The organism is Leifsonia aquatica, assembly GCF_014190775.1.
Lineage (GTDB): Bacteria > Actinomycetota > Actinomycetes > Actinomycetales > Microbacteriaceae > Leifsonia > Leifsonia aquatica.
In genome coordinates, this window is the sequence record NZ_JACHVP010000001.1 from 1,052,930 (window position 1) to 1,073,193 (window position 20,264).

General features: G+C 72.1%; 20 protein-coding genes and 1 tRNA gene. 15 read left to right on the forward strand and 6 right to left on the reverse strand.

The features are described 5' to 3' along the window. The first annotated feature begins 24 nt into the window (after window positions 1-24). The 9 genes from obgE (at window position 25) to FHX33_RS05100 (ending at window position 6,962) form a co-directional block, all read left to right on the forward strand. Window positions 25-1,581, forward strand: coding sequence for a GTPase ObgE (obgE, locus tag FHX33_RS05060; protein WP_021757225.1), 1,557 nt, complete (start codon window positions 25-27; stop codon window positions 1,579-1,581). Further along, entirely contained in the window at window positions 1,578-2,420 is an 843-nt protein-coding gene (proB, locus tag FHX33_RS05065) for a glutamate 5-kinase (protein WP_021757223.1), read from the forward strand. The genes obgE and proB overlap by 4 nt, the downstream gene beginning before the upstream one ends. A 9-nt stretch (window positions 2,421-2,429) precedes the next feature. Further along, window positions 2,430-3,698, forward strand: a complete 1,269-nt coding sequence (locus FHX33_RS05070; protein ID WP_021757222.1) for a glutamate-5-semialdehyde dehydrogenase — start codon at window positions 2,430-2,432, stop codon at window positions 3,696-3,698. A gap of 54 nt (window positions 3,699-3,752) precedes the next feature. Beyond that, complete coding sequence (locus FHX33_RS05075) at window positions 3,753-3,989, forward strand: hypothetical protein (protein ID WP_021757219.1); 237 nt, start codon at window positions 3,753-3,755, stop codon at window positions 3,987-3,989. Between the two features lie 11 nt (window positions 3,990-4,000). After that, window positions 4,001-4,606, forward strand: coding sequence for a nicotinate-nucleotide adenylyltransferase (gene nadD / locus FHX33_RS05080; protein WP_021757217.1), 606 nt, complete (start codon window positions 4,001-4,003; stop codon window positions 4,604-4,606). Next, window positions 4,603-5,976, forward strand: a complete 1,374-nt coding sequence (locus FHX33_RS05085; protein WP_183428231.1) for a hypothetical protein — start codon at window positions 4,603-4,605, stop codon at window positions 5,974-5,976. The genes nadD and FHX33_RS05085 overlap by 4 nt, the downstream gene beginning before the upstream one ends. A 55-nt stretch (window positions 5,977-6,031) precedes the next feature. Further along, the gene (gene rsfS, locus FHX33_RS05090) at window positions 6,032-6,409 is read left to right on the forward strand and encodes a ribosome silencing factor (RefSeq protein ID WP_021763950.1); all 378 of its coding nucleotides are present in this window, start codon (window positions 6,032-6,034) and stop codon (window positions 6,407-6,409) included. 74 nt (window positions 6,410-6,483) lie between these two features. Beyond that, window positions 6,484-6,774 carry a TFIIB-type zinc ribbon-containing protein gene (locus FHX33_RS05095; protein ID WP_039922936.1) on the forward strand — a complete coding sequence of 97 codons (291 nt, stop codon included), beginning with the start codon at window positions 6,484-6,486 and terminating at the stop codon, window positions 6,772-6,774. 115 nt (window positions 6,775-6,889) lie between these two features. Continuing rightward, window positions 6,890-6,962: transfer RNA gene (locus FHX33_RS05100), tRNA-Ala, on the forward strand. Window positions 6,963-7,039: 77 nt separating this feature from the next. Here the strand turns inward: FHX33_RS05100 and FHX33_RS05105 are convergent. Continuing rightward, window positions 7,040-7,567 carry a hypothetical protein gene (locus FHX33_RS05105; protein ID WP_183428232.1) on the reverse strand — a complete coding sequence of 176 codons (528 nt, stop codon included), beginning with the start codon at window positions 7,565-7,567 and terminating at the stop codon, window positions 7,040-7,042. Window positions 7,568-7,832: 265 nt separating this feature from the next. Here FHX33_RS05105 and FHX33_RS05110 point away from each other — a divergent pair, with 265 nt between their 5' ends. From FHX33_RS05110 to FHX33_RS05135, 6 genes are read left to right on the forward strand one after another with little or no spacing between them, the layout of a single operon-like run. Next, entirely contained in the window at window positions 7,833-8,792 is a 960-nt protein-coding gene (locus FHX33_RS05110; RefSeq protein WP_021764828.1) for an ABC transporter permease, read from the forward strand. Beyond that, entirely contained in the window at window positions 8,789-9,703 is a 915-nt protein-coding gene (locus FHX33_RS05115) for an ABC transporter permease (RefSeq protein WP_183428233.1), read from the forward strand. Before FHX33_RS05110 ends, FHX33_RS05115 begins: the two co-directional genes overlap by 4 nt. After that, a complete protein-coding gene (locus FHX33_RS05120; RefSeq protein ID WP_021763423.1) occupies window positions 9,700-11,364 on the forward strand; it encodes a dipeptide ABC transporter ATP-binding protein in 1,665 nt (554 codons plus the stop codon). Before FHX33_RS05115 ends, FHX33_RS05120 begins: the two co-directional genes overlap by 4 nt. After that, window positions 11,361-13,001, forward strand: coding sequence for an ABC transporter substrate-binding protein (locus FHX33_RS05125; RefSeq protein ID WP_183428234.1), 1,641 nt, complete (start codon window positions 11,361-11,363; stop codon window positions 12,999-13,001). Before FHX33_RS05120 ends, FHX33_RS05125 begins: the two co-directional genes overlap by 4 nt. 15 nt (window positions 13,002-13,016) lie before the next feature. Continuing rightward, the gene (locus FHX33_RS05130; protein WP_021758915.1) at window positions 13,017-14,141 is read left to right on the forward strand and encodes an LLM class flavin-dependent oxidoreductase; all 1,125 of its coding nucleotides are present in this window, start codon (window positions 13,017-13,019) and stop codon (window positions 14,139-14,141) included. Then, entirely contained in the window at window positions 14,111-15,142 is a 1,032-nt protein-coding gene (locus tag FHX33_RS05135) for an LLM class flavin-dependent oxidoreductase (RefSeq protein ID WP_021758917.1), read from the forward strand. Before FHX33_RS05130 ends, FHX33_RS05135 begins: the two co-directional genes overlap by 31 nt. On the opposite strand, the gene FHX33_RS05140 is transcribed toward FHX33_RS05135, so the two are convergent. The 5 genes from FHX33_RS05140 to FHX33_RS05160 are packed head-to-tail and all read right to left on the reverse strand — an operon-like array spanning window position 15,124 to window position 20,251. After that, a complete protein-coding gene (locus tag FHX33_RS05140) occupies window positions 15,124-16,080 on the reverse strand; it encodes an ATP-grasp domain-containing protein (RefSeq protein ID WP_021758919.1) in 957 nt (318 codons plus the stop codon). The two genes, FHX33_RS05135 and FHX33_RS05140, sit on opposite strands and share 19 nt — an antisense overlap. Beyond that, window positions 16,077-17,411 (reverse strand): amidohydrolase, encoded by a 1,335-nt coding sequence (locus FHX33_RS05145; protein WP_338092001.1) that lies wholly within the window; start codon window positions 17,409-17,411, stop codon window positions 16,077-16,079. The genes FHX33_RS05140 and FHX33_RS05145 overlap by 4 nt, the downstream gene beginning before the upstream one ends. Beyond that, entirely contained in the window at window positions 17,408-17,824 is a 417-nt protein-coding gene (locus FHX33_RS05150; RefSeq protein WP_183428235.1) for an SRPBCC domain-containing protein, read from the reverse strand. Before FHX33_RS05150 ends, FHX33_RS05145 begins: the two co-directional genes overlap by 4 nt. After that, window positions 17,817-18,920, reverse strand: a complete 1,104-nt coding sequence (locus tag FHX33_RS05155) for an LLM class flavin-dependent oxidoreductase (protein WP_183428236.1) — start codon at window positions 18,918-18,920, stop codon at window positions 17,817-17,819. The genes FHX33_RS05150 and FHX33_RS05155 overlap by 8 nt, the downstream gene beginning before the upstream one ends. Continuing rightward, entirely contained in the window at window positions 18,917-20,251 is a 1,335-nt protein-coding gene (locus FHX33_RS05160; RefSeq protein WP_183428237.1) for an NtaA/DmoA family FMN-dependent monooxygenase, read from the reverse strand. Before FHX33_RS05160 ends, FHX33_RS05155 begins: the two co-directional genes overlap by 4 nt. Window positions 20,252-20,264 lie beyond the last annotated feature (13 nt).

Consider the following 20,264-nt stretch of genomic DNA (forward strand, 5'->3'; position numbering starts at 1 on the left):
TAGGACACAAGTAGGGAGCACCACATGGCGACGTTCGTTGATCGCGTGACGTTGCATCTGCGCGCCGGCAACGGCGGCAATGGGTGCGTCTCGGTCCGTCGGGAGAAGTTCAAGCCGCTGGCCGGCCCGGACGGCGGCAACGGCGGAAACGGCGGCGACATCGTCCTCGTCGCCGACCCGCAGGTCACCACGCTGCTCGGCTTCCACCGCGCACCGCACCGGTCGAGCGACAGCGGCGGCTTCGGGATGGGCGACCACCGCAGCGGTCACACCGGCGAGGACCTCGAGCTGGCCGTGCCGGTCGGCACCGTGGTCAAGTCGGAGGACGGGGAGGAGCTCGCCGACCTGACTGAGCCCGGCATGCGCGTCGTCGCGGCCGCAGGCGGCATCGGCGGCCTCGGCAACGCCGCGCTCGCGAACCAGAAGCGCAAGGCTCCCGGCTTCGCGCTGCTCGGAACGCCCGGCTGGGAGGGCGACGTCCTCCTCGAGCTCAAGACCGTCGCCGACGTGGCCCTGGTGGGCTACCCGTCGGCCGGCAAGTCGAGCCTGATCGCGGCGCTCTCGGCGGCCAAGCCCAAGATCGCCGACTACCCGTTCACCACCCTCCACCCGAACCTGGGTGTCGTGCAGGCGGGCGACGTGCGCTACACCGTCGCCGACGTCCCCGGCCTCATCGAGGGCGCGAGCGAGGGCAAGGGCCTCGGCCTCGAGTTCCTGCGCCACGTCGAGCGCTGCTCGGCGCTGCTGCACGTGCTCGACTGCGCCACCCTGGAGCCCGGCCGCGACCCGCTGAGCGACCTCGACGTCATCCTCGGCGAGCTCGCCGCGTACCCGGTGCCGGACGGGCAGCTCCCGCTGCTGGACCGCCCGCAGCTGATCGCGCTCAACAAGATCGACGTCCCCGAGGCCCGCGACCTGGCGGAGCTGGTGCGCCCCGACCTCGAGGCCCGTGGTTACCGCGTGTTCGAGATCTCGACGGTCAGCCATGAGGGACTGCGGCAGCTGTCCTTCGCGCTCGGCGAGCTCGTCGAGGGCGCGCGTGCGGAGCAGGTCGCCCTCGAGGAGGCGCGCCCGCGCATCGTGATCCGGCCGAAGGCCGTGGACGACTCCGGCTACGTGGTCAAGGTCGAGGGGGGCAGCGACGGCCCGGTCTACCGCATCCTGGGCGCGAAGCCCGAGCGGTGGGTCGCGCAGACCGACTTCGCCAACGAGGAGGCCATCGGCTACCTCGCCGACCGGCTCGCGAAGCTGGGCGTCGAGGACTCGCTCTTCAAGGCGGGCGCCGTGGGCGGCTCCACCGTCGTCATCGGCCGGAACAACGGCGTGGTGTTCGACTGGGAGCCCACGCTCACCTCCACGGCCGAGCTCATGACGGCGCCGCGCGGCACGGACGCGCGACTCGACGCGAACAACCGCCCCACGCGCAACCAGCGCCGCGAGGAGTACTTCGAGCGGATGGACGCGAAGGCGGAGGCCCGCGCCGAGCTCATCCGCGAGCGCGAGTCCGGCCTGTGGCAGGACGACGACTACAACGACGGCGTCGACGGAGGCGCCGGCAGCGAGGAGACGGGCAAGGAATGACCATCGACGACCGCAGCGGGATCCCTGCAGCCAGACGCATCGTCGTCAAGGTCGGCTCCTCCTCCATCAGCGGGGAGAACGCCGGGCAGATCCAGCCGCTGGTCGACGCGCTTGCCGAGGCCCACGGGCGCGGCACGCAGGTCATCCTCGTCTCCTCCGGGGCGATCGCGACGGGCATCCCGTACCTGTCGCTTCAGGAGCGCCCCACCGACCTCGCCACCCAGCAGGCCGCGGCGGCGGTCGGGCAGAACGTGCTCATCAACCGCTACCAGGACAGCCTCGACCGGTACGGCATCGTCGCCGGCCAGGTGCTCCTGACCGCGGGCGACATGGAGACGCCGACCCACCGCAGCAACGCCAAGCGGGCGATGGAGCGGCTGCTCGACCTGCGCATCCTGCCCATCGTCAACGAGAACGACACCGTGGCGACGCACGAGATCCGCTTCGGCGACAACGACCGGCTCGCGGCCCTCGTCGCGCTGCTGGTGGAGGCGGACCTCCTGGTTCTCCTCTCGGACGTCGACGCGCTCTACACGAAGCCCCCGCAGGAGCCCGGAGCCGAGCGGATCGACCGGGTCGCGTACGACGACGAACTGGCCGGCGTCGAGATCGGCGCCACCGGCCTCTCGGGCGTCGGCACCGGGGGAGCGCTCACCAAGGTGTCCGCTGCGCGGCAGGCGGCCGAGCGCGGCACGGCCGTGATCCTCACCGCCACCTCGCTCGTGTCCGAGGCGTTGCGCGGGGAGGCTGTCGGCACCTGGTTCGTCCCCGCTCCGGACGGCGTCCCGAGCGTCACGGGCGCCCTCTCGGCCATCACCCCGGGCGCTGCCGCGTCCTAGACTGGGACCATGTCTCAGACCACCGTCGCGCCCGTCGCGCTCGTCGACAAGCTGGCCGCGGCCAAGCACGCCTCGATCGCCCTCGCGACCGCGACTTCGCTGCAGAAGAACGCCGCGCTGACCGCCATCGCGGAGGGTGTCGTGTCGTCCGCCGACGAGATCCTCGCGGCGAACGAGCTCGACCTCGCCAACGGCCGCGAGAACGGCCTGACGACCGGCCTCCTCGACCGGCTCACGCTCTCGACCGCGCGCCTGCAGGGTCTCGCGGACGCCGTGCTCGAGGTCGTCGGCCTCACCGACCCGATCGGTCAGTCGGTACGGGGGAGCACCCTCCCGAACGGCGTCGCGATCTCGCAGGTGCGGGTGCCGTTCGGCGTCGTCGGGGCCATCTACGAGGCGCGCCCGAACGTCACGATCGACATCGCCGCGCTCGCGATCAAGAGCGGCAACGCGGCGGTGCTGCGCGGGGGGAGCGCGGCCATCGAGACGAACCGTGTGCTCGTCTCCGTCATCCAGGAGGCCCTCGCGACCGCCGGGCTGCCCGCCGACGCCGTGCAGACGATCGACGAGTTCGGCCGTGCGGGCGCCGGTGAGCTGATGCGTGCCCGCGGCTACGTCGACGTGCTGATCCCGCGGGGGAGCGCGGACCTCATCCGCACGGTCGTCACCGAGTCCACCGTCCCCGTCATCGAGACGGGCGCCGGCGTGGTGCACATCGTGCTCGACGAGAGCGCCCGGGAGGACTGGGCCGTGGACATCGTCCGCAACGCCAAGGTGCAGCGCCCGAGCGTGTGCAACGCCGTCGAGACCCTGCTGGTCCACCGGGACGCTGCCGAGCGCCTCCTGCCGCCCGTGCTGGGCGCTCTGGCCGCCTCGGGCGTCACCGTGCACGCCGACGAGCGCGCGCTGCCCTACGCGACGGACGGCGTGCCGGTGACCGAGGAGGACTGGGCGACGGAGCACATGAGCCTCGACATCTCGGTGAAGGTCGTCGACGACCTCGACGAGGCGATCGAGCACATCCGCCGGTACTCGACGCAGCACACCGAGTCGATCATCACGAACGACCTGGCGAACGCGGAGCGTTTCCTCGCGCAGGTCGATTCGGCGGTCGTCATGGTCAACGCCTCCACCCGCTTCACCGACGGCGGCGAGTTCGGTTTCGGTGCCGAGGTGGGCATCTCCACCCAGAAGCTCCACGCGCGCGGTCCGATGGGCCTGCCCGAGCTGACCAGCACCAAATGGATCGTGCGCGGGTCCGGCCAGATCCGCGGCTGAGCGCCCGCTAGACTGGTCGGCGGGCCAGCGCCCACCGGAAAGGAAGAACCCGAGATGTCATTTCTGACGACCGTCCTCGCTGAAGCCGAGACCCACGTCGAGCTGCCCATGCCGACCTGGGCCTACGGGGCCATCGCCCTCGCCATCTTCGCGGTGCTCGCGATCGTGGTGTTCAGCTACAAGGACGTCGCCAACCGGCACAGCCACAAGGCCGCCGCGGACGCCGCGTCGCACGCCGGCGCTCCCGGTGCGACGCACCACGGCAGCGGACACCCGAACCAGGGGCACTGACCCTTCCGGGCATGGAGCTCACGGAGGAGAGCCGGCGACCGCGCATCGGTGTGATGGGCGGCACGTTCGACCCGATCCACCACGGTCACCTGGTCGCGGCCAGCGAGGTCGCACAGTCGTTCGACCTCGACGAGGTCGTCTTCGTACCGACCGGGCAGCCGTGGCAGAAGGGACCCGTCACAGAGGCGGAGCACCGCTACCTGATGACGGTCATCGCCACGGCGTCCAACCCGCGGTTCACCGTCAGCCGCGTGGATGTGGATCGGGCCGGCCCGACCTACACGATCGACACCCTGCGCGACCTGCGCGCGCAGCGGCCGGACGCCGATCTCATCTTCATCACGGGTGCTGACGCGATCGCGCAGATCGTCAGCTGGCGGAACGTCGACGAGCTCTGGGAGCTCGCCCACTTCGTGGCTGTGAGTCGCCCGGGACATGACTTGAGTATTTCTGGATTGCCGTCGGGAGACGTAAGCTTGTTGGAAGTCCCGGCCCTGGCGATCTCGTCGACCGACTGTCGGAGCCGGGTGAGCAGGGGATTCCCGGTCTGGTACCTCGTGCCGGACGGTGTCGTCCAGTACATCTCGAAACACCACTTGTATCGGAGTGTTGCATGACTTCGTGGCCTGAGCAGCCCGCGGATGGCCAGCCGCCCCTGACGCGGCGACAGGCACGTGAGAGCGAGCGCACGGCAGCGCGGCAAGAGTCGCGCCGTGCCGGCACCGCGGAGCCGACCCCGGGCGGGGAGATCCCGGTCCTCACGAACCAGGGGAGCGCGCCCGCCGCGCCGGTTCCCGCCGCGCCGGTTCCCGCCGCGCCGGTTCCCGCCGCTCCCGCCAACGAGCCTCCCGCCATCCCCGCGTCGGCGTTCGCCGATCCGGGAGTCGTCTCGCCGTCGCGCCCGCAGACCGGGGGCAACGACTTCGACGCCCTCCTCTTCGCCGAGCCCGGTGCGTCGGCGCCCGCCGATGAGTCCTCGGATGAGCGCGACGATTCCGCGCCGTCCTCCCTCTTCCGCGAGGCCGCGGATCCGTCGAAGCCCGAGGCCGTCACCCAGCCTGTCGCCGTCGTCCCGCCGGCTCCCGCTCCCGCCGCCACGACCGGATCGGGCGAGCGCACGCTCACCCGTCGCGAGATGCGCGCGATGATGCAGGCGCAGGAGGCCAACCAGCAGGCCAATCACACGCCGCACCTGGCCGAGCCCGTCGTCCCGATCGCCTTCAACGCGCCCGGCACGCCCGCTTCGCAGGAGTCGACCGACGAGACGCCCGTCGAGCAGGCTCCCGCCGACGACGCGAAAGCCGCCTGGCCGTTCGCGCCGCTCACGCCCTCCAACTCGACCGGCACGTCGGAGCAGACGGAGGCGCCGTTCGTCCCGACGCCGGCCGCGCCGCCGGTGCAGACGTCCGCCCCGACCTCGCCCTTCACGGCTTTCGGTCTCGCGCCCTCGTCGGCCGCGACGCCGAAGCCCGCCGAGGTGGAGGACACCTCCGCGCAGGAGCGCCGCCCGTTCACGCCGCCGACCGGTCACTGGTCGACCGCGGCCGAGGTGGAGGACGCGAGCGAGCCGATCATCTCGCGCAACGTCGGTCAGTCCACCGCGGCGACCACCACCAACGCGCTCATCCTGCCGTCCATCCCGCGACCGGATGCGACGGCCCCTCTCACGAGCACGGGGGAGATCCTCGTGACCGGCTCCATCGACCTGCCGCGCGGCGTCGGGTCGACCGGGCTCAACCCGGAGCACCTCGACTCCTCCGACATCGACAACCTGCTCGACGGAGAAGAGAACGAGTTCAACACCTCGGAGGTCGCCCCTGTGCGTGCCTCCCGGGCGATCAGCACCCACACGTCCACGCGCGGCGTCATCACCCCGCCGAAGAAGCGCGGCAACGCCCTGCCGACCGTGCTCATCGTCGTCGCGGGCGTGCTCGCGGTGGGCGTCATCGGACTGCTCGTCGCCGCCTACTGGCTGAAGGTGTTCTGATCCTCCGCTCCGCCACCTCGACACCAGACATCGTCACCGCACCGGAGGCACGACCGTGACCGCATCCCCGCACGCCCTCGAGATCCTGCAGATCGCGGCCACGGCCGCCGACTCGAAGGGCGGTGAGGACCTCGTCGCCCTCGACGTCTCGGGTCCGCTGCCCCTGACCGACGCCTTCCTGCTCGTGAGCGGGCGGGTGGAGCGCAACGTCATGGCCATCGCCGGCGAGGTGGAGGACCAGCTCAACGACGCGGGCGTGCGCACGCTGCGCCGCGAGGGCCGTTCCGAGGGACGCTGGGTGCTGCTCGACTTCGGCGACCTGGTCGTGCACGTCTTCCACGAGGAGGACCGCATGTACTACTCGCTCGAACGGCTCTGGAAGGACTGCCCCGTCCTCCCCATCGAGCTGCCCGTCCACGACGCCGCTCAGTAGGCCGTCGCCGCCGTCACGGCGGTTTCCCGGTTGCGCATGAGAGTTCTCTCATGTTCGCCTTGTTGACTGTGGCCATGAAGTGTCCCACCGACAACGCGACCCTGGTCATGAGCGAGCGCAACGGCATCGAGATCGACTACTGCCCGGAGTGCCGCGGCGTGTGGCTCGACCGCGGCGAGCTCGACAAGATCATCGACCGCGCGGGAGCGGTGGCGCCCGCCGCGCCGGCGCCGCAGTATCAGGAGCCCGCTTACCCGCCGCAGGCCTACCCTCAGCAGGGCTATCAGCAGCCCGGCTATGCGCCGCAGGGTCAGCGGCCGTACAAGAAGAAGCGCGAGAACTGGCTCAGCGAGCTCTTCGACTGACACGTCATCGCACGACGCGCCCGGGGGAGGATCAGGATTTTTTCCTGGGCGCGTCCGTGTAGTACGCTGGATGAGTTGTCGCGGGGAACCGGGGCAGTGAATTTCAACTGAACATGGGTCTGTGGCGCAGCTGGTAGCGCACCTGCATGGCATGCAGGGGGTCAGGGGTTCGAGTCCCCTCAGATCCACCCACGAAGCCCGGCTCCCGCGTGAGAACGCAGGAGCCGGGCTTTTTTGTGCGTGCAGTGTCGGCGTGCGTGCAGTGTCAGCGTGCGGGCGGCGGCGGAACGTCGGAGGTGCCGTCGCGGCCGGTGTCGATGCGGGGCTCGGCGTGCCGGGCTGGGCTCTCGTTGGCGTCATTCACCGGCGTCTCGACCGGGCGGGCGCCGTCCGTGTGAGCCGTGTCTGTGCGAGGCGCATCGGGGCGCTGGTCGCCGACGCGGTTGCCATTGCGATCGGTGCGGACGTCCGGGTCGAGCGCGTCGGCCTTCGCCAGCTTCTCGTCGATCGACGAGCGGGCCTCGGCGGCCTCCGTGGCGTGCGCCTCGGCCGAGCGGCGGCGCTGCTCGGCTTCGACCTCGGCCTGCTTGGCGTCCGCGGTCGCCTGCGCCGCCTTGGCCTCGCGCTCGCGAGCGGCCAAGTCGTCGTCGCGCGCGTCGGCCCGCAGCTCCTGCGCGCGCTGGCGGTCGTGCTCCAGCTTGCGGCGACGCCCGGCGGTGAGGGCGACCACGATGATCGCGATGACGATCACCACGATGACGACGATCAGAATGATCCATCCGGTTGTGTTCATGCCGGGTCACGGTACGCCTCCCACGCCCCGGCGATAGTGCCGAGCGGGCGCCGACATTCGTGCCGAATGTCGTGAAAGCGGCGCCGTAAGTCGACATTCGTGCCGAATACGGCGCGCGCGTAGCGCCCCCAGCGAGAGAAAAGCGAGGGTCGCGGTAACGGTGCGTAAGAACGGACACAGTCGGTAATCCGAGGGGGAGCGATGCGCGAGTTCCTGGGGGAATGGGATCCACCACCTCCACCGCTTCCTCGTGAAAGGAGCCGACATGGGCAGGTACATCCTGCGCCGCCTCGCACAGGCGGCCCTGGTGCTCGCCGTCGCGTACGCGGCGAGCTACCTCGTGCTCTGGGCGCTGCCCGGCGACGCGCTCGCGAGCCTCACCGGCGGCCAGTCCAGTGATCTGACCGCCGATCAGGTCGCGGCGATCCGCTCGGAATGGGGCCTCGACCAGCCGGTCGTCGTCCGGTTGCTGACGTCGGCCGCCCACGCGCTCACCGGCGACTTCGGGAGGTCGTTCGTCTCGGGGCGCCCGGTCTCCGCCCTGATCGCGGAGAGCCTCCCGGCGACGGCGCAGATCGCGGGCCTCGGCTTCCTCTTCGCCCTGCTGCTCGGCACCGGGATCGCCCTGGCGGCCACGCGCACCCGGGCGCGCTGGCTGCGCGGGCTGCTCCTCGGCCTGCCGCCGCTGGGCGTCGCCATCCCGTCGTTCTGGCTCGGGCTCCTGCTAATCCAGTTCTTCTCGTTCCAGCTGGCCCTGTTCCCGGCGACCGGCAACGGCCCGGGCAGCGCCGTGCTCCCGGCCATCACGCTCGCGATCCCGACCAGCGCACTGATCGCACAGCTGCTCGCCCAGGGTCTCGACCGCGAGCTCGCCCAGCCCTACGCCGACACGGCGCGGGCGAAGGGAGCCTCCACCACCCGCGTGCAGCTCGGCCACGCCTTCCGCAACGCGGCGCTGCCGGCGCTCACGATCGCGGGGCTGGTGGTCGGCAACCTGCTCGCCGGATCGGTGGTGACGGAGACGGTCTTCGGCCGGACGGGCCTCGGGCGCACGACGGCGGATGCGGTGGCGGCCCAGGACATCCCCGTCGTGCAGGGCGTCGTGGTGTTCGGCGCGCTCGTGTTCGTCGTCGTCAACCTGATCGTGGATCTGGTGTACCCGCTGCTCGACCCGCGGATCGTGACCGCTCGCGCTCGCGTCCGCATCCCGGCGGTGACCGCATGACCGAGACGCTGGCCCTCGACCGCGCGGCCGCCTCCGGCACTCCCACGGCCACCGGCGCCGCTCGCTCGCGCCGAGCGGCCCGCGGCGCCTCCACCGTCCGCGACCTGCTCGGCCGCCCCGGCCTCGTCGTCTCGGCGGTCTGGATCCTGCTCCTGCTCGTCGCGGCCGTCGCGCCGACCCTGTTCACGCCGGTGGACCCGCTGGAGACGACCGGCCCGGTGCGCCAAGCACCGTCGCTCGCCCACCTGTTCGGGACGGACGCGATCGGTCGCGACCTCTTCTCGCGCGTGGTGCACGGAGCCGGGCTGTCGCTCGGCGCCGCCGCGATCGCGGTGGTCGTCGGGCTGCTCGCCGGCACAGTCATCGGGCTCGTCGCGGGATATCGCGGCGGGTGGGTGGACGCGGTGCTCATGCGCTTCACCGACGTGCTGCTCGCCATCCCGGGACTGCTGCTCTCACTCGCCTTCGTCGTCGCCCTCGGCTTCGGGACGGTCAACGTCGCGATCGCCGTCGGTGTCACCTCCGTCGCGTCCAACGCCCGCGTGCTCCGCTCGGAGGTGCTGCGCGTGCGATCGAGCGTGTACGTGGAGGCCGCGGTCGCCGGTGGCGCCGGGAGGCTGCGCGTGCTGCTGCGGCACGTGCTGCCGAACTCGATCTCGCCGCTGCTCGCACTGGTGGCGCTCGACTTCTCCAGCGCGATCCTCGCCATCTCGGCGCTCAGTTTCCTCGGCTATGGCGCCCAGCCGCCGACGCCGGAATGGGGAGCCCTGGTCGCGAACGGCCGCGACTTCCTCGCGACTGCGTGGTGGATGACGACCATCCCCGGCCTGGTGATCGCGCTCACGGTGCTCGCCGGCAACCGGATCTCGCGCGGGCTGTCGAACCTCGGCTCGGCAGGAGGAGCACGGTGACCGACACGGAACTGCTGCGGGTGGACGACCTGCGCGTCGGCTATCGCACCCGCGGAGGCGTCGTCGACGCGGTGCGAGGGATCGGCTTCCGCGTCGCCGCGGGGGAGCGCGTCGCGGTCGTCGGCGAGTCGGGCTCGGGCAAGTCGACGACGGCCGCGGCCATCGTGCGCCTGCTGGCCCCGAACGCGACCGTCGGCGGCAGCATCCACTTCGACGGAGAGGATCTCTCCGGCCTGCGCGGGGCGGCCTTCCGCTCACTGCTCGGCCGGCGGATCGGCTACGTGCCGCAGGACCCGACCGTCTCCCTCAACCCGGTGAAGACGATCGGGCAGCAGGTGGCGGAGGTGCTGACCATCCACAAGCTGGCCGACCGGCGCACGGCCCTGCTCGACGCGGTGGAGGCGCTGGAGCGCGCGGGCATCGATCGCCCCGAGCTGCGGGCCCGGCAATATCCGCACCAGCTCTCGGGAGGACAGCGGCAGCGCGTCCTGATCGCGATCGCCCTGGCCGCCCGCCCCGCTCTCGTGATCGCGGACGAGCCGACCAGCGCCCTCGACGTCACCGTGCAGCGCCGCATCCTGGATCAGCTCGACGCGCTGACCGAGGAGGTCGGCGCCTCGACGCTGCTCATCACCCACGACCTCGGGATCGCCGCGGAACGCGCGGACCGCATTCTCGTGCTGTCGGACGGCGAGCTGGTCGAGGAGGGGACGCCCGTCGCGGTGCTCGGCGATCCGCAGCACCCGTACACGCGGTCGCTCATCGCGGCGGCGCCGAGCCTCAACACGACCGGCGGGACGTTCCTCACCCGTGCTCGGGAGCGCCACGCGGTCGCGACGACCGACACGGCGCCCGCGCCCGAGGCTCTGCTGCGGGCGGACGGACTGGTCAAGGAGTTCGGCGGGCTGCGCGCGGTCGACGACGTCAGCGTGGCGATCGAGCGCGGCCGGACCCTCGCGCTCGTGGGGGAGTCCGGCTCGGGCAAGACCACGACCTCCCGGCTCATCCTGCGCCTCGAGCAGCCGACGGCCGGACGGATCGTGTTCGACGGCGAGGACGTCACCGCGCTCGCGGGCGGGCGGCTCCGGCAGCTGCGCCGGCGCATCCAGGTCGTGTACCAGAACCCGTACGCCTCCCTGAACCCGCGGCTGTCGATCGGTGACGTGATCGCCGAGCCGCTGCGATCGCTCCGGGTCGGCGACCGCCGCTCCCAGGCCGAGCGCGCGCGGGTGCTCCTGGACGAGGTCGGGCTTCCCGCGAACGCGTTCGACCGCCGGCCGGCCGAGCTCTCGGGAGGCCAGCGCCAGCGGGTGGCGATCGCTCGTGCCCTGGCGCTGCGCCCCGAGCTGATCGTGCTCGACGAGGCGGTCTCGGCGCTCGACGTGCGCGTGCAGGCCCAGATCCTGCAGTTGCTCGCCGAGCTGCAGGCCGAGCACGGCGTGGCTTACCTCTTCATCAGTCACGACCTCGCGGTCGTGCGCCAGATCTCCGACGAGGTGGCCGTGCTCCGCGCCGGCCGCGTCGTCGAGGCCGGACCGGTGAGCGCCGTGTTCGGCGACCCGCAGCATCCTTACACCCGCGACCTGCTGGAGGCCATCCCCGGTCGCGACTCCCACGCCCACATCCCCGACCCCCATCCCAGCATCAGGAGAACAGCATGAGAACACCGACCTTCCGCCGGCTCGCCGCCGGCATCGCGACCGCGGCCGCCGCCGGCCTGCTCCTGTCGGCCTGCGCGGGCACATCCGCTCCCGGCGCCTCGTCGTCCGCGGCGGCCACGCCCGTCGACGGCGGCGCCCTGACCTTCGCGCTCGGCAACGACCCGATCACGCTGAACCCGACCGCGACGGGCAGCGGCAACGACACCCTCTACGTCGAGCGCCAGCTGTTCGACTCCTTGACCGAGCAGGACCCGAAGACCGGCAAGATCGTGCCGTGGCTCGCGACCAAGTGGGAGGCGAACGCCGACGCGACCCAGTTCACGTTCACCCTGCGGAAGGGTGTGACCTTCTCGGACGGAACGCCGCTCACGGCGGCGGTGGTCAAGGCGAACTTCGACGACATCGTCGCCAACGCGACCAAGGCGCTGAACGCCATCACCGCCCTCCCGAACTACGCGGGCACCACGGTGGTGGACGACTCGACGTTCACGGTGAGTTTCTCGAAGCCCAACGGCGCGTTCCCGCAGGCCGCGTCGTCGGTCGCGCTCGGCCTCCTGTCGCCGAAATCGCTCGAGATCCCGTACGACGACCGCGCCACCGGGGCGGGCCTCAGCGGGACCGGGCCGTTCGTGCTGAAGAGCTACACCAAGAACACCTCGGTGGTGCTGACGAAGCGCGACGGTTACGCGTGGGCTCCCGAGGACTACACCAACCGCGGCGCCGCCCACCTCGACACGGTGACGTTCACCATCGTCCCGGAGGCCGGCGTGCGCACGGGCAGCCTCAGCTCGAAGCAGGTCGACGCGATCGGCGGCGTGCTGCCGCAGGACATCGCGGGCCTGCAGGCGCAGAACACCCCGCTGGTGGTCCGGGCCAACCCGGGCATCGCGTTCGGTCTCTCGACGTACATCAAGGAGGGCTCCGCACTCGCGGACGTCTCGGTGCGCAAGGCGCTGCTGACCGCGCTCGACCGGAACCTCATCCAGCAGTCCGCGCTCACCCCGGAGTTCAGGGTCGCGACCAGCGTGCTCGCCGCCAACACCCCCGGCGCCGTCGACCTCAGCACGCAGCTCGGCTTCGATACGAAGGCCTCCGAGAAGCTGCTCGACGCGGCGGGCTGGAAGAAGGGCAGCGACGGCATCCGCGAGAAGGACGGCACGAAGCTCGACCTGAAGCTCGGCTACATCGCCAACTTCAACCCGAACCAGTCGATCATCGAGCTCATCCAGCAGCAGCTGAAGGCGATCGGCATCACGGTCGAGGTCTGGACGGGCACCGTACCGCAGTACCTCGCGGAGGCGAGCGCCGGGCACTTCGACCTCGCCTACGGCAACCTCTCGCGGGCCGACGGGGATGTGCTCCGCACGCAGTTCTCGTCGGCACTGCCCAGCAACGCGGCCAAGGGGTACACCGACCCCGAGCTGCAGCAGGACCTCACCGACCAGCTCGCGACGGCCGACCAGACGAAGCGCGCCGAGATCGCCCAGAAGGCCAACGCGCGCATCGTCGACCTGGCCTACTACATCCCGGTCGTCGAGCTGACGACGGTGCTGGGGACCGCCCAGAACGTGCACGGCATCGTGCTCGGGGCGGACTCGCGCCTCGGCTCGCTGGTCGACGCGTACAAGACGAAATAGCAGGAGGAGACCCTCGTGAAGTTCATCGGACTGGATCTGATCGCCAACCCGCCGCGCCACCCGGGCGAGGAGCCGCCGTTCGCGGCGGAGCGCTTCGGCGAGGTCGTCGACAACGCCGTGCTCTTCGAGCAGCTCGGCTTCGACGGGTTCGCTGTGGGGGAGCGGCACCACGCGCCGTTCCTGTCGAGCTCGCCGACCGTGCTGCTCGGCTATCTGGCGGCGGCGACGAGCCGGATCCGGCTCTTCACGGGGGTCACCCTGCTCTCGGTGCTCGACCCCGTGCGCGTCGCCGAGGACTACGCGACGCTCGACCACCTCTCCGGCGGACGCCTGGAGCTGATCATCGGCAAGGGCAACGGGCCCGAGCAGGCCGAGCTGTTCGGCATCGGGCGCACGCAGGCGTGGGAGACGCTGCGCGAGAACTACCTGCTACTGCGGCAGTTGTGGTCGTCGCGCGCGGTGACGTGGGAGCCGACGCCCGGCGTTCCCAGCATCCGCACCTCGCCGCTGGTGGAGGCGGACGTGCAGCCGCGCCCGCTGCAGGAGCGCATCCGCATCTGGCACGGCTCCGCGACGTCGGAGGCGTCCGTCGAGCTCGCCGCCCGGCACGGCGACCCGATCTTCTCGGCGAACGCCATGAACCCGATCGAGCAGTACGCCGCCCTGGTTCGGCACTACCGTGCCGTGTGGGCGGAGACCGGCCGCGATCCCGCCCAGGCGACGGTGGGGGCCGGGCACGCCCTCTTCGTGGCGCCGACCTCGCAGGAGGCGAAGGCCGCCTACCGGCCGGTGTACGAGGAGTTCGTCGCCGCGGTCGCGCAGGCCGATCACTCCCTCCCGGGCACGCGCACCGACTACGCCGACTACGACGACTACCTCGCGCGCTCGTCCGCGCTCGTCGGCAGCCCGCAGGAAGTGATCGACAAGGTCGGCCGCTACCACGAGGCGTTCGGCAACAGCGTGATCTCGGTCGGCGGCCATCCCGGTCATCTCGGCCGCACGCAGTGGGTCGACTCGCTCGAGCTCTTCCAGGCGGAGGTCGCCCCGACGCTCCGCGAACGCATCGGCGACCCGGCCTGGCCGGCCGCCACGATCCCGAAAGGCCGCGCATGGCAGCCCTCCGCAGCATCTCGTTCCTGACGCCCGGCAACTACGACGACGACGACCCGGCCGGCGGCCTGGAGCAGACGCTCCGGCTGATCGCGTTCGGGGAACGGGCGGGTTACGACGGCGCGTGGGTGCGTCAGCGCCACCTGGAGCACGGCATCTCGTCGGCGGCCGTGGTGCTGGGCGCGGCGTCGCAGCGCACGAGCACGATCGAGCTCGGCACGGCGGTCATCCCGATCGGCTACGAGAGCCCGTGGCGGCTGGGCGAGGATCTCGCCACGGCCGATGTGCTCTCGGGCGGCCGCCTGGCGGTCGGGCTGAGCGCCGGGACGCCACCGCACGCGGAGCTGCTGGGCGCGCACGTGTTCGACGGAGACTGGACGTCGTACGACCTCGGGCACGGGCGCATCGAACGGCTGAAGCACCACCTCTCCGGCGCCTATCTCGGCGACGAGGGGACGGTGATCCACTCGCCCGGGAACGTGCAGCGGCCGCGCCTGCAGCCGTACAGCCCCGGGCTGGACAGCCGGCTCTGGTACGGCGGCGGGAGCTCCCGCTCGATCCGCTGGGCGGCCGGGCACGGCCTCCACCTGCTCACGGGGAACGTCATCTCAGGCGAGGGGACGGACGACTTCGTCACGGCCCAGGTGAACCTGATCCGGCTGCATCGCTCGCTCACCACGCGGCCGGACGACCTGCGGGTCGCCCTGGGCCGGGTGATCCTGCCCACCGACAGCGCTGACCGTGCCTCCGCCGAGCGCTACCGGGCGTACAAGCGCGAGCGGGATGCCCGCGTCGGCGTCGCGCACGGTGACCGACGGACGCTCTTCGCGCCGGACATCGTCGGCACGACGGAGCAGATCGTGGAGACGCTCCTCGCCGACGCGGCCCTCGCCGAGGTCGACGAGCTGCGGCTGGAGCTGCCCTACGAATTCGCCGAGGCGGACTACGAGCAGGTCCTGCACGACGTGCTGACCGTCGTCGCGCCCGCACTGGGTCGTCGCGCGGCGGAGCCTCAGCCGACCGCCGCGTAGAGCGACGCGAGCTCGCGCCCGAGGAACCGGGCGATCTGCCGCGGCCCCGACGACGGGGCCGCGGCCTCCACCTCGGCGTTGTAGTTGGTGTTGGTGTTGACGTCGTAGGTGACGGCACGGCCGTCGACCGTCTCGATGAACTCGATGCCGGCGATCTCGATGCCGGTGCGACGGGTGAAGGCGCGGTACTGCTCGACGAGGGGATGGTCGAACCCCTCGCGCAGACGGAACAGCTGCTGCGGCAGCTCGGCGCCGGTCACCGGGTCGATCACGCAGGCGTCCGCCGGGCACAGCTGGAAGCCGCCCAGCTCGGTGTCGGCGCGCACGGCGTAGACCAGCTCGCCGTCGACCAGCTCGACCCGCGTGATGGCCGGCTCGGCCGCCACCAGCAGCTCCTGCAGCAGCACGATCCCGTCGACCGGAGTCTCGAACAGTCCGGCGTCGATCGTCGCAGCCAGCTCGTCGGCCGAGTCGAACCGCTGCACGCCGAGGCCCTTGCCGCCCTGGTTGTGCTTGGTGAGGAAGGGCGTCGGGAAGGCGCGCGCCGCCTCCACCAGCCGATCGACGCCGATGACGGCGACAGTGCGCGGGGTGTCGATGCCGGCGGCCCGCAGCGCGGTGAGCTGGTCGACCTTGCTGACCTCGAGCTCCAGCACCCGGCGCCCGTTCACCGTGCGGCGGCCGTGGGACTCCAGCCAGGAGAGCACGCTGCGGGCGTAGTCCTTCGAGAGGCCGTGCCCGCGCGTGTGCGACGACGCGCTGATCCGCGACCAGAACACGCCCTCCGGCGGAACGGCGTCGAGGTCGAGCGTGCCGTCGACCAGCAGCCACTCGACCAGGGGAACGCCCTCCTCCTCGAACGCCCGGCGGAACGGCTCGAACCAGTCGGGGTTCTCGTGGAGGGCGTAGACGGCCGGGGTGGAATGGGTGCTGGTCATGAGAAGTACCTTTCGACGTCGAGCGGTCCGCCCGCGGCGGCGAAGTCCTCCGCGACCGCCGCACGGAGGGCGGGGTCGGTGAGGAAGTCGAGTGCGGTGAGGGCGAGACCGTGCGCCGCATCCACCGCGGCCCGGTCGCCCGCCTCCCCACCAGCGTAGGCGGCGAATTCCGCGGTGTGCAGCGCGACCTCCGGCGGCGCGACGGCGATGACCGGGTGGATGCCCGGGAGGCGGACGCTCACATTTCCGAAGTCGGTCGAGGCCGCGAGCTCCGACGGCACCACCTCCCGCGTCAGCACCCGGCGGCCGCGCTGCTCCTGGTTGACCGCCCAGCGCTCGTTCAATGGCCGGTTGAATCGGCTCGGGAGGGTGAAGGGCAGCGGGTCCCAGTCGAGCTCGACTCCCGTGCCGGTGGCGATGGCGATGCCCTCGGAGATCTCGGTGAGCCGGTCGCTCAGCTCTCGCAGGGTCGCCGCCTCGGGCGAGCGGAGGTAGTACTCGAGGGAGGCGTGCGCCGGCACAACGCTCGGCCGGTCGCCGCCCGAGAGCACGCCGTGCACCCGGTCGCCGGGCGGCAGGTGCTGTCGCAGCTGCGCGACCGCCTGATAGTGGAGCGTCGCCGCATCGAGGGCGTTCCGCCCCATGAAGGGAGCGGCGGAGGCGTGCGCGGGCACTCCGAGGTAGCGGACCCGCAGGATGCGGCGGCCGATGAAGGGATGGTCGGCGGCGTCGTAGCCGAACGGGTGCGCCATGATCGCCGCGTCGAGGCCGTCGAACGCGCCTTCGCGCGCCATGAGCTCCTTGCCGCTGCTGCCCTCCTCTGCGGGCGTGCCGAGGAGGACGACCCGGCCGTCGAGGCGATCGGCGACGGCGGCGACGCCGAGGAAGGCGCCGACCGCGGCCGCGGCGATGATGTTGTGGCCGCAGCCGTGCCCGATCCCGGGCAGCGCGTCGTACTCGGCGAGCACCGCGATGACCGGGCCTCCCGACGCGCGACCGGCCGAGGCGAGCACGGTCGTGGGAAGTCCGAACCGGCCGACCTCCGCCTCGTGTCCGTCGCGGTGGAGCTCCTCGGCGACCGCGGCGGCGGCTCGGTGCTCGGCGAACGCCTCCTCCGGATCCGCGAAGATGCGGCGCGCGAGCGCGACGATCCGCTCCTCCCGCGCCGTGACGGCGTCGGTGACGGCGGTGCGCAGCGCGTCGGGCGCGCCCGGGTGCGGCGAGCTGAGGGGCGCGGCGACGAGCGCCCGCTCCTCGGTGCGCTCCCGCAGGGCGTCGAGGTAGCGGGTGCTGGGTGTGGTCGGGCGGCGCAGGTCGCGCGCGGTCGTCACGCCGCGGGCTCCAGGAGGGCGCGGAGGCGGCCCAGGCGCAGGTCGAGGTCGCGCTGCGCGGCGGGTGCGGCCTCCGCGCGGAGGTACCAGTGGATGGCGGAGAGATGCGTCGAACCCTCCTCCGGAGCGAGGGTCAGCTCGAGTCGCGATCCGGGCGCGAACGCGGGCGGTGCGTCCGCCGGGGCCGGTTGCGCCGGATCCCAGGCGATCAGCAGCCGACGGGCGGGGACGACCTCCAGCACATGCCCGGTGGTCGTCACTCCCGCTTCGGTCGCGGCGACCCGGCCGCCGGCCCGGGACTCGAACCGCACGCTGTCGCCCAGCCACCTGCTCAGCCGGGCCGGGTCGGTGAGCGCGGTGAACACCGCCGCGGGGGACCGGTGGACGTCGATCGCCGACCGCACCTCAGCCACGGCGCACCCACTCCCGGGCGATCGCCTCGTGGCTGGCGGCACGCGCGTCGGGGTCGTGCGTGATGGTCGTCAGCACGAGTTCGTCGGCGCCGGTCGCGTCTCGCAGCGTCTCGAGCCGGTCGGCGACCTCGACCGCCGTCCCGACGAAGCGGGTGCGGACGCGGTCGTCCACGAGCCGGCGGTCCTCGTCGGTCCAAGGGAGGCGGGCGGCCTCGGCGGGCGACGGGTACGGGATCGCCCCGGCACCCGTGCGGATGCTCCGCACCCAGGCGCCGTATCCCGTTGCGAGCTCGTGCGCGCGGTCGGACGTGCCAGCGGCGACCACATCGGCGGAGACGACGACGTGCGGCTGCGCGAGCCGATCCGACGGCACGAAGCTGCTCCGGTACCCCTCGACCGAGATCAGGACGCCGCTCGGGGCGCTGTGGTAGTTCGCGGCGAAGGGGAGCCCCAGCCGGCCGGCGAGACGCGCGGTGAGCGTCCCGCTGCCGAACAGCCGGAGTTCGGGGCCGGAGCCGTCCACGCCCAGCGCCACCCGCTCGTCCCCGTCGCCGACGCCGCCTCCCAGGAGGGCGAGGATGGTCTCGACCTGGTCGGCGAACGCCGGTCCGCCCTCGCCGCGGGTCAGCAGGGCGCCGAGCGTGCGGAATTTGGGGGCGGCGAAGACGCGCTCGAACCGGAAGGGCTCGGGGATGAGGAGTCCGCCGGTGACGGTCTCCGGAGCGGTCTCGGGTGCGCTCGGGCCGCCGGTCGCGAGTCCGGAGCGGCCGATCCCGAGGTCGATCCGGCCGGGCAGCGCCGCATCGAGGAGCGCGAACTCCTCGGCGATCGTCGCCTCGGTGCTCTGCGGCCCGAGCTGGATGGCGCCGGAGCCGAGCCGAATGCGCTCGGAGACGCCTCCCGCCAGCGCGATGAGCGCCGCCGGTGAGGAGCCGATCACGCCGGGGTTGAAGTGGTGCTCGGCGAACCAGTAGCGCGCGTACCCGGCGGCTTCTGCGCGGCGGACGAGATCGAGCGTGGCTGTCACAGCGTCGCTCGGACTGGAGCCGCTCGAGACCGGGACGAGGTCGAGGATGCCCAGCGGGATCGCGGTCACGATGCCACCTCCACCCGCGGGGCCGCACCCGTGCGTTCGTCGGGATCGCTCAGGCCCAGGGTCCCGCGCAGCGTCGGGTGCTCGTACTCGGTGCGCAGCACGCCGCGCTCCTGCAGGAGCGGGACGACGCGGTCGACGAACTCATCGATCCCGTGCGGGACCACCGATCCCGAGAGCACGTACCCGTCGGCCGCTCCGGTCTGGGCGGCGTCGTCGAGCTGGGCGGCGATCGAGTCGGGCGTGCCGATGAACTCGTGCCTGGTCGTCTGGCTGACGACGAGCTCCCGGATGCTCCAGCCGTGCTCCTGGGCGAGCGCGTGCCATTCGCGCGCGGCGGCCAGCGGGTCGTCGACGCGACGGGCCTGGCCCTGCGTGAGCTGCTCGCCCGCGGCGGCGGGCGGTGCGGGCACCGGCCCCTCCGGGTCGTGCGCGGAGAGGTCCTCGCCCCACACCTGCTCCAGCAGGTGGATCGCCGTCTGCGGGGTCACCTGCTGGAAGGAGATCTCGCGCGCGCGTTCGACCGCCTCGGCCTCCGTGTCGCCGAGCACTACGCTCACCGCGGGAATCACCAGGAGGCTGTCCGGGTCGCGCCCGGCCGCCAGTGCCCGCGAGCGGACGTCGGAGCGGAACGCCCGCCCGGCCGTCGGCTCGCCGTGGCGGCTGAAGATCACGTCGGCCGTGCGCACCGCGAAGTCACGGCCGGCAGGGGAGTCGCCCGCCTGCACGAGCACCGGGCGTCCCTGCGGTCCGGGCTCGACGGGGAACCAGCCGTGCGTGTCGAAGAACTCGCCCGCGAACCGGTAGGGCTCGGGACCGTCGGCGGACCAGCTGTCCCAGAGCAGGCGCGACAGCTCGACGAACTCCTCCGCGCGACGGTAGCGGTCCTCGTACGCGAGGTAGCCGCCGCGGCGGAAGTTCGCACCCGTGAAGGCGTCGGACGACGTGACGACGTTCCAGCCCGCCCGGCCGCCGGAGAGGTGGTCGAGCGAGGCGAGTTTGCGGGCGAGGTCGTACGGCTCGTTGTAGGTCGCGCTGGCCGTGCCGACCAGCCCGATGTGCTCGGTGACCGCGGCGACCGCGGCCAGCACCGAGAGGTTGTCCGGGCGTCCCGCCACGTCCAGCTCGTGGATGCGGCCCTTGTGCTCGCGGACCCGCAGCCCCTCGGCGAGGAAGAAGTAGTCGAAGAAGCCGCGCTCGGCGGTGCGGGCGACGTGCTCGAAGGTGCTGAAGTCGATCTGGCTGCCGGCGCCGGGGGCGCCCCACACGGTCCAGTGGTTGACGCCGGGCACCCCGGCCGCCAGCCGGAGCCGGCGCTTGTTCTGTGCTGTCATGGCTCTCCTCGGG

Bases quoted from the DNA above. Each gene is read 5' to 3' on its own strand.
- obgE (WP_021757225.1), top strand. From the start codon at position 25: ATGGCGACGTTCGTTGATCGCGTGACGTTGCATCTGCGCGCCGGCAAC.
- proB (WP_021757223.1), top strand. From the start codon at position 1,578: ATGACCATCGACGACCGCAGCGGGATCCCTGCAGCCAGACGCATCGTC.
- FHX33_RS05070 (WP_021757222.1), top strand. From the start codon at position 2,430: ATGTCTCAGACCACCGTCGCGCCCGTCGCGCTCGTCGACAAGCTGGCC.
- FHX33_RS05075 (WP_021757219.1), top strand. From the start codon at position 3,753: ATGTCATTTCTGACGACCGTCCTCGCTGAAGCCGAGACCCACGTCGAG.
- nadD (WP_021757217.1), top strand. From the start codon at position 4,001: ATGGAGCTCACGGAGGAGAGCCGGCGACCGCGCATCGGTGTGATGGGC.
- FHX33_RS05085 (WP_183428231.1), top strand. From the start codon at position 4,603: ATGACTTCGTGGCCTGAGCAGCCCGCGGATGGCCAGCCGCCCCTGACG.
- FHX33_RS05095 (WP_039922936.1), top strand. From the start codon at position 6,484: ATGAAGTGTCCCACCGACAACGCGACCCTGGTCATGAGCGAGCGCAAC.
- FHX33_RS05105 (WP_183428232.1), bottom strand. From the start codon at position 7,567: ATGAACACAACCGGATGGATCATTCTGATCGTCGTCATCGTGGTGATC.
- FHX33_RS05110 (WP_021764828.1), top strand. From the start codon at position 7,833: ATGGGCAGGTACATCCTGCGCCGCCTCGCACAGGCGGCCCTGGTGCTC.
- FHX33_RS05115 (WP_183428233.1), top strand. From the start codon at position 8,789: ATGACCGAGACGCTGGCCCTCGACCGCGCGGCCGCCTCCGGCACTCCC.
- FHX33_RS05125 (WP_183428234.1), top strand. From the start codon at position 11,361: ATGAGAACACCGACCTTCCGCCGGCTCGCCGCCGGCATCGCGACCGCG.
- FHX33_RS05135 (WP_021758917.1), top strand. From the start codon at position 14,111: ATGGCAGCCCTCCGCAGCATCTCGTTCCTGACGCCCGGCAACTACGAC.
- FHX33_RS05140 (WP_021758919.1), bottom strand. From the start codon at position 16,080: ATGACCAGCACCCATTCCACCCCGGCCGTCTACGCCCTCCACGAGAAC.
- FHX33_RS05160 (WP_183428237.1), bottom strand. From the start codon at position 20,251: ATGACAGCACAGAACAAGCGCCGGCTCCGGCTGGCGGCCGGGGTGCCC.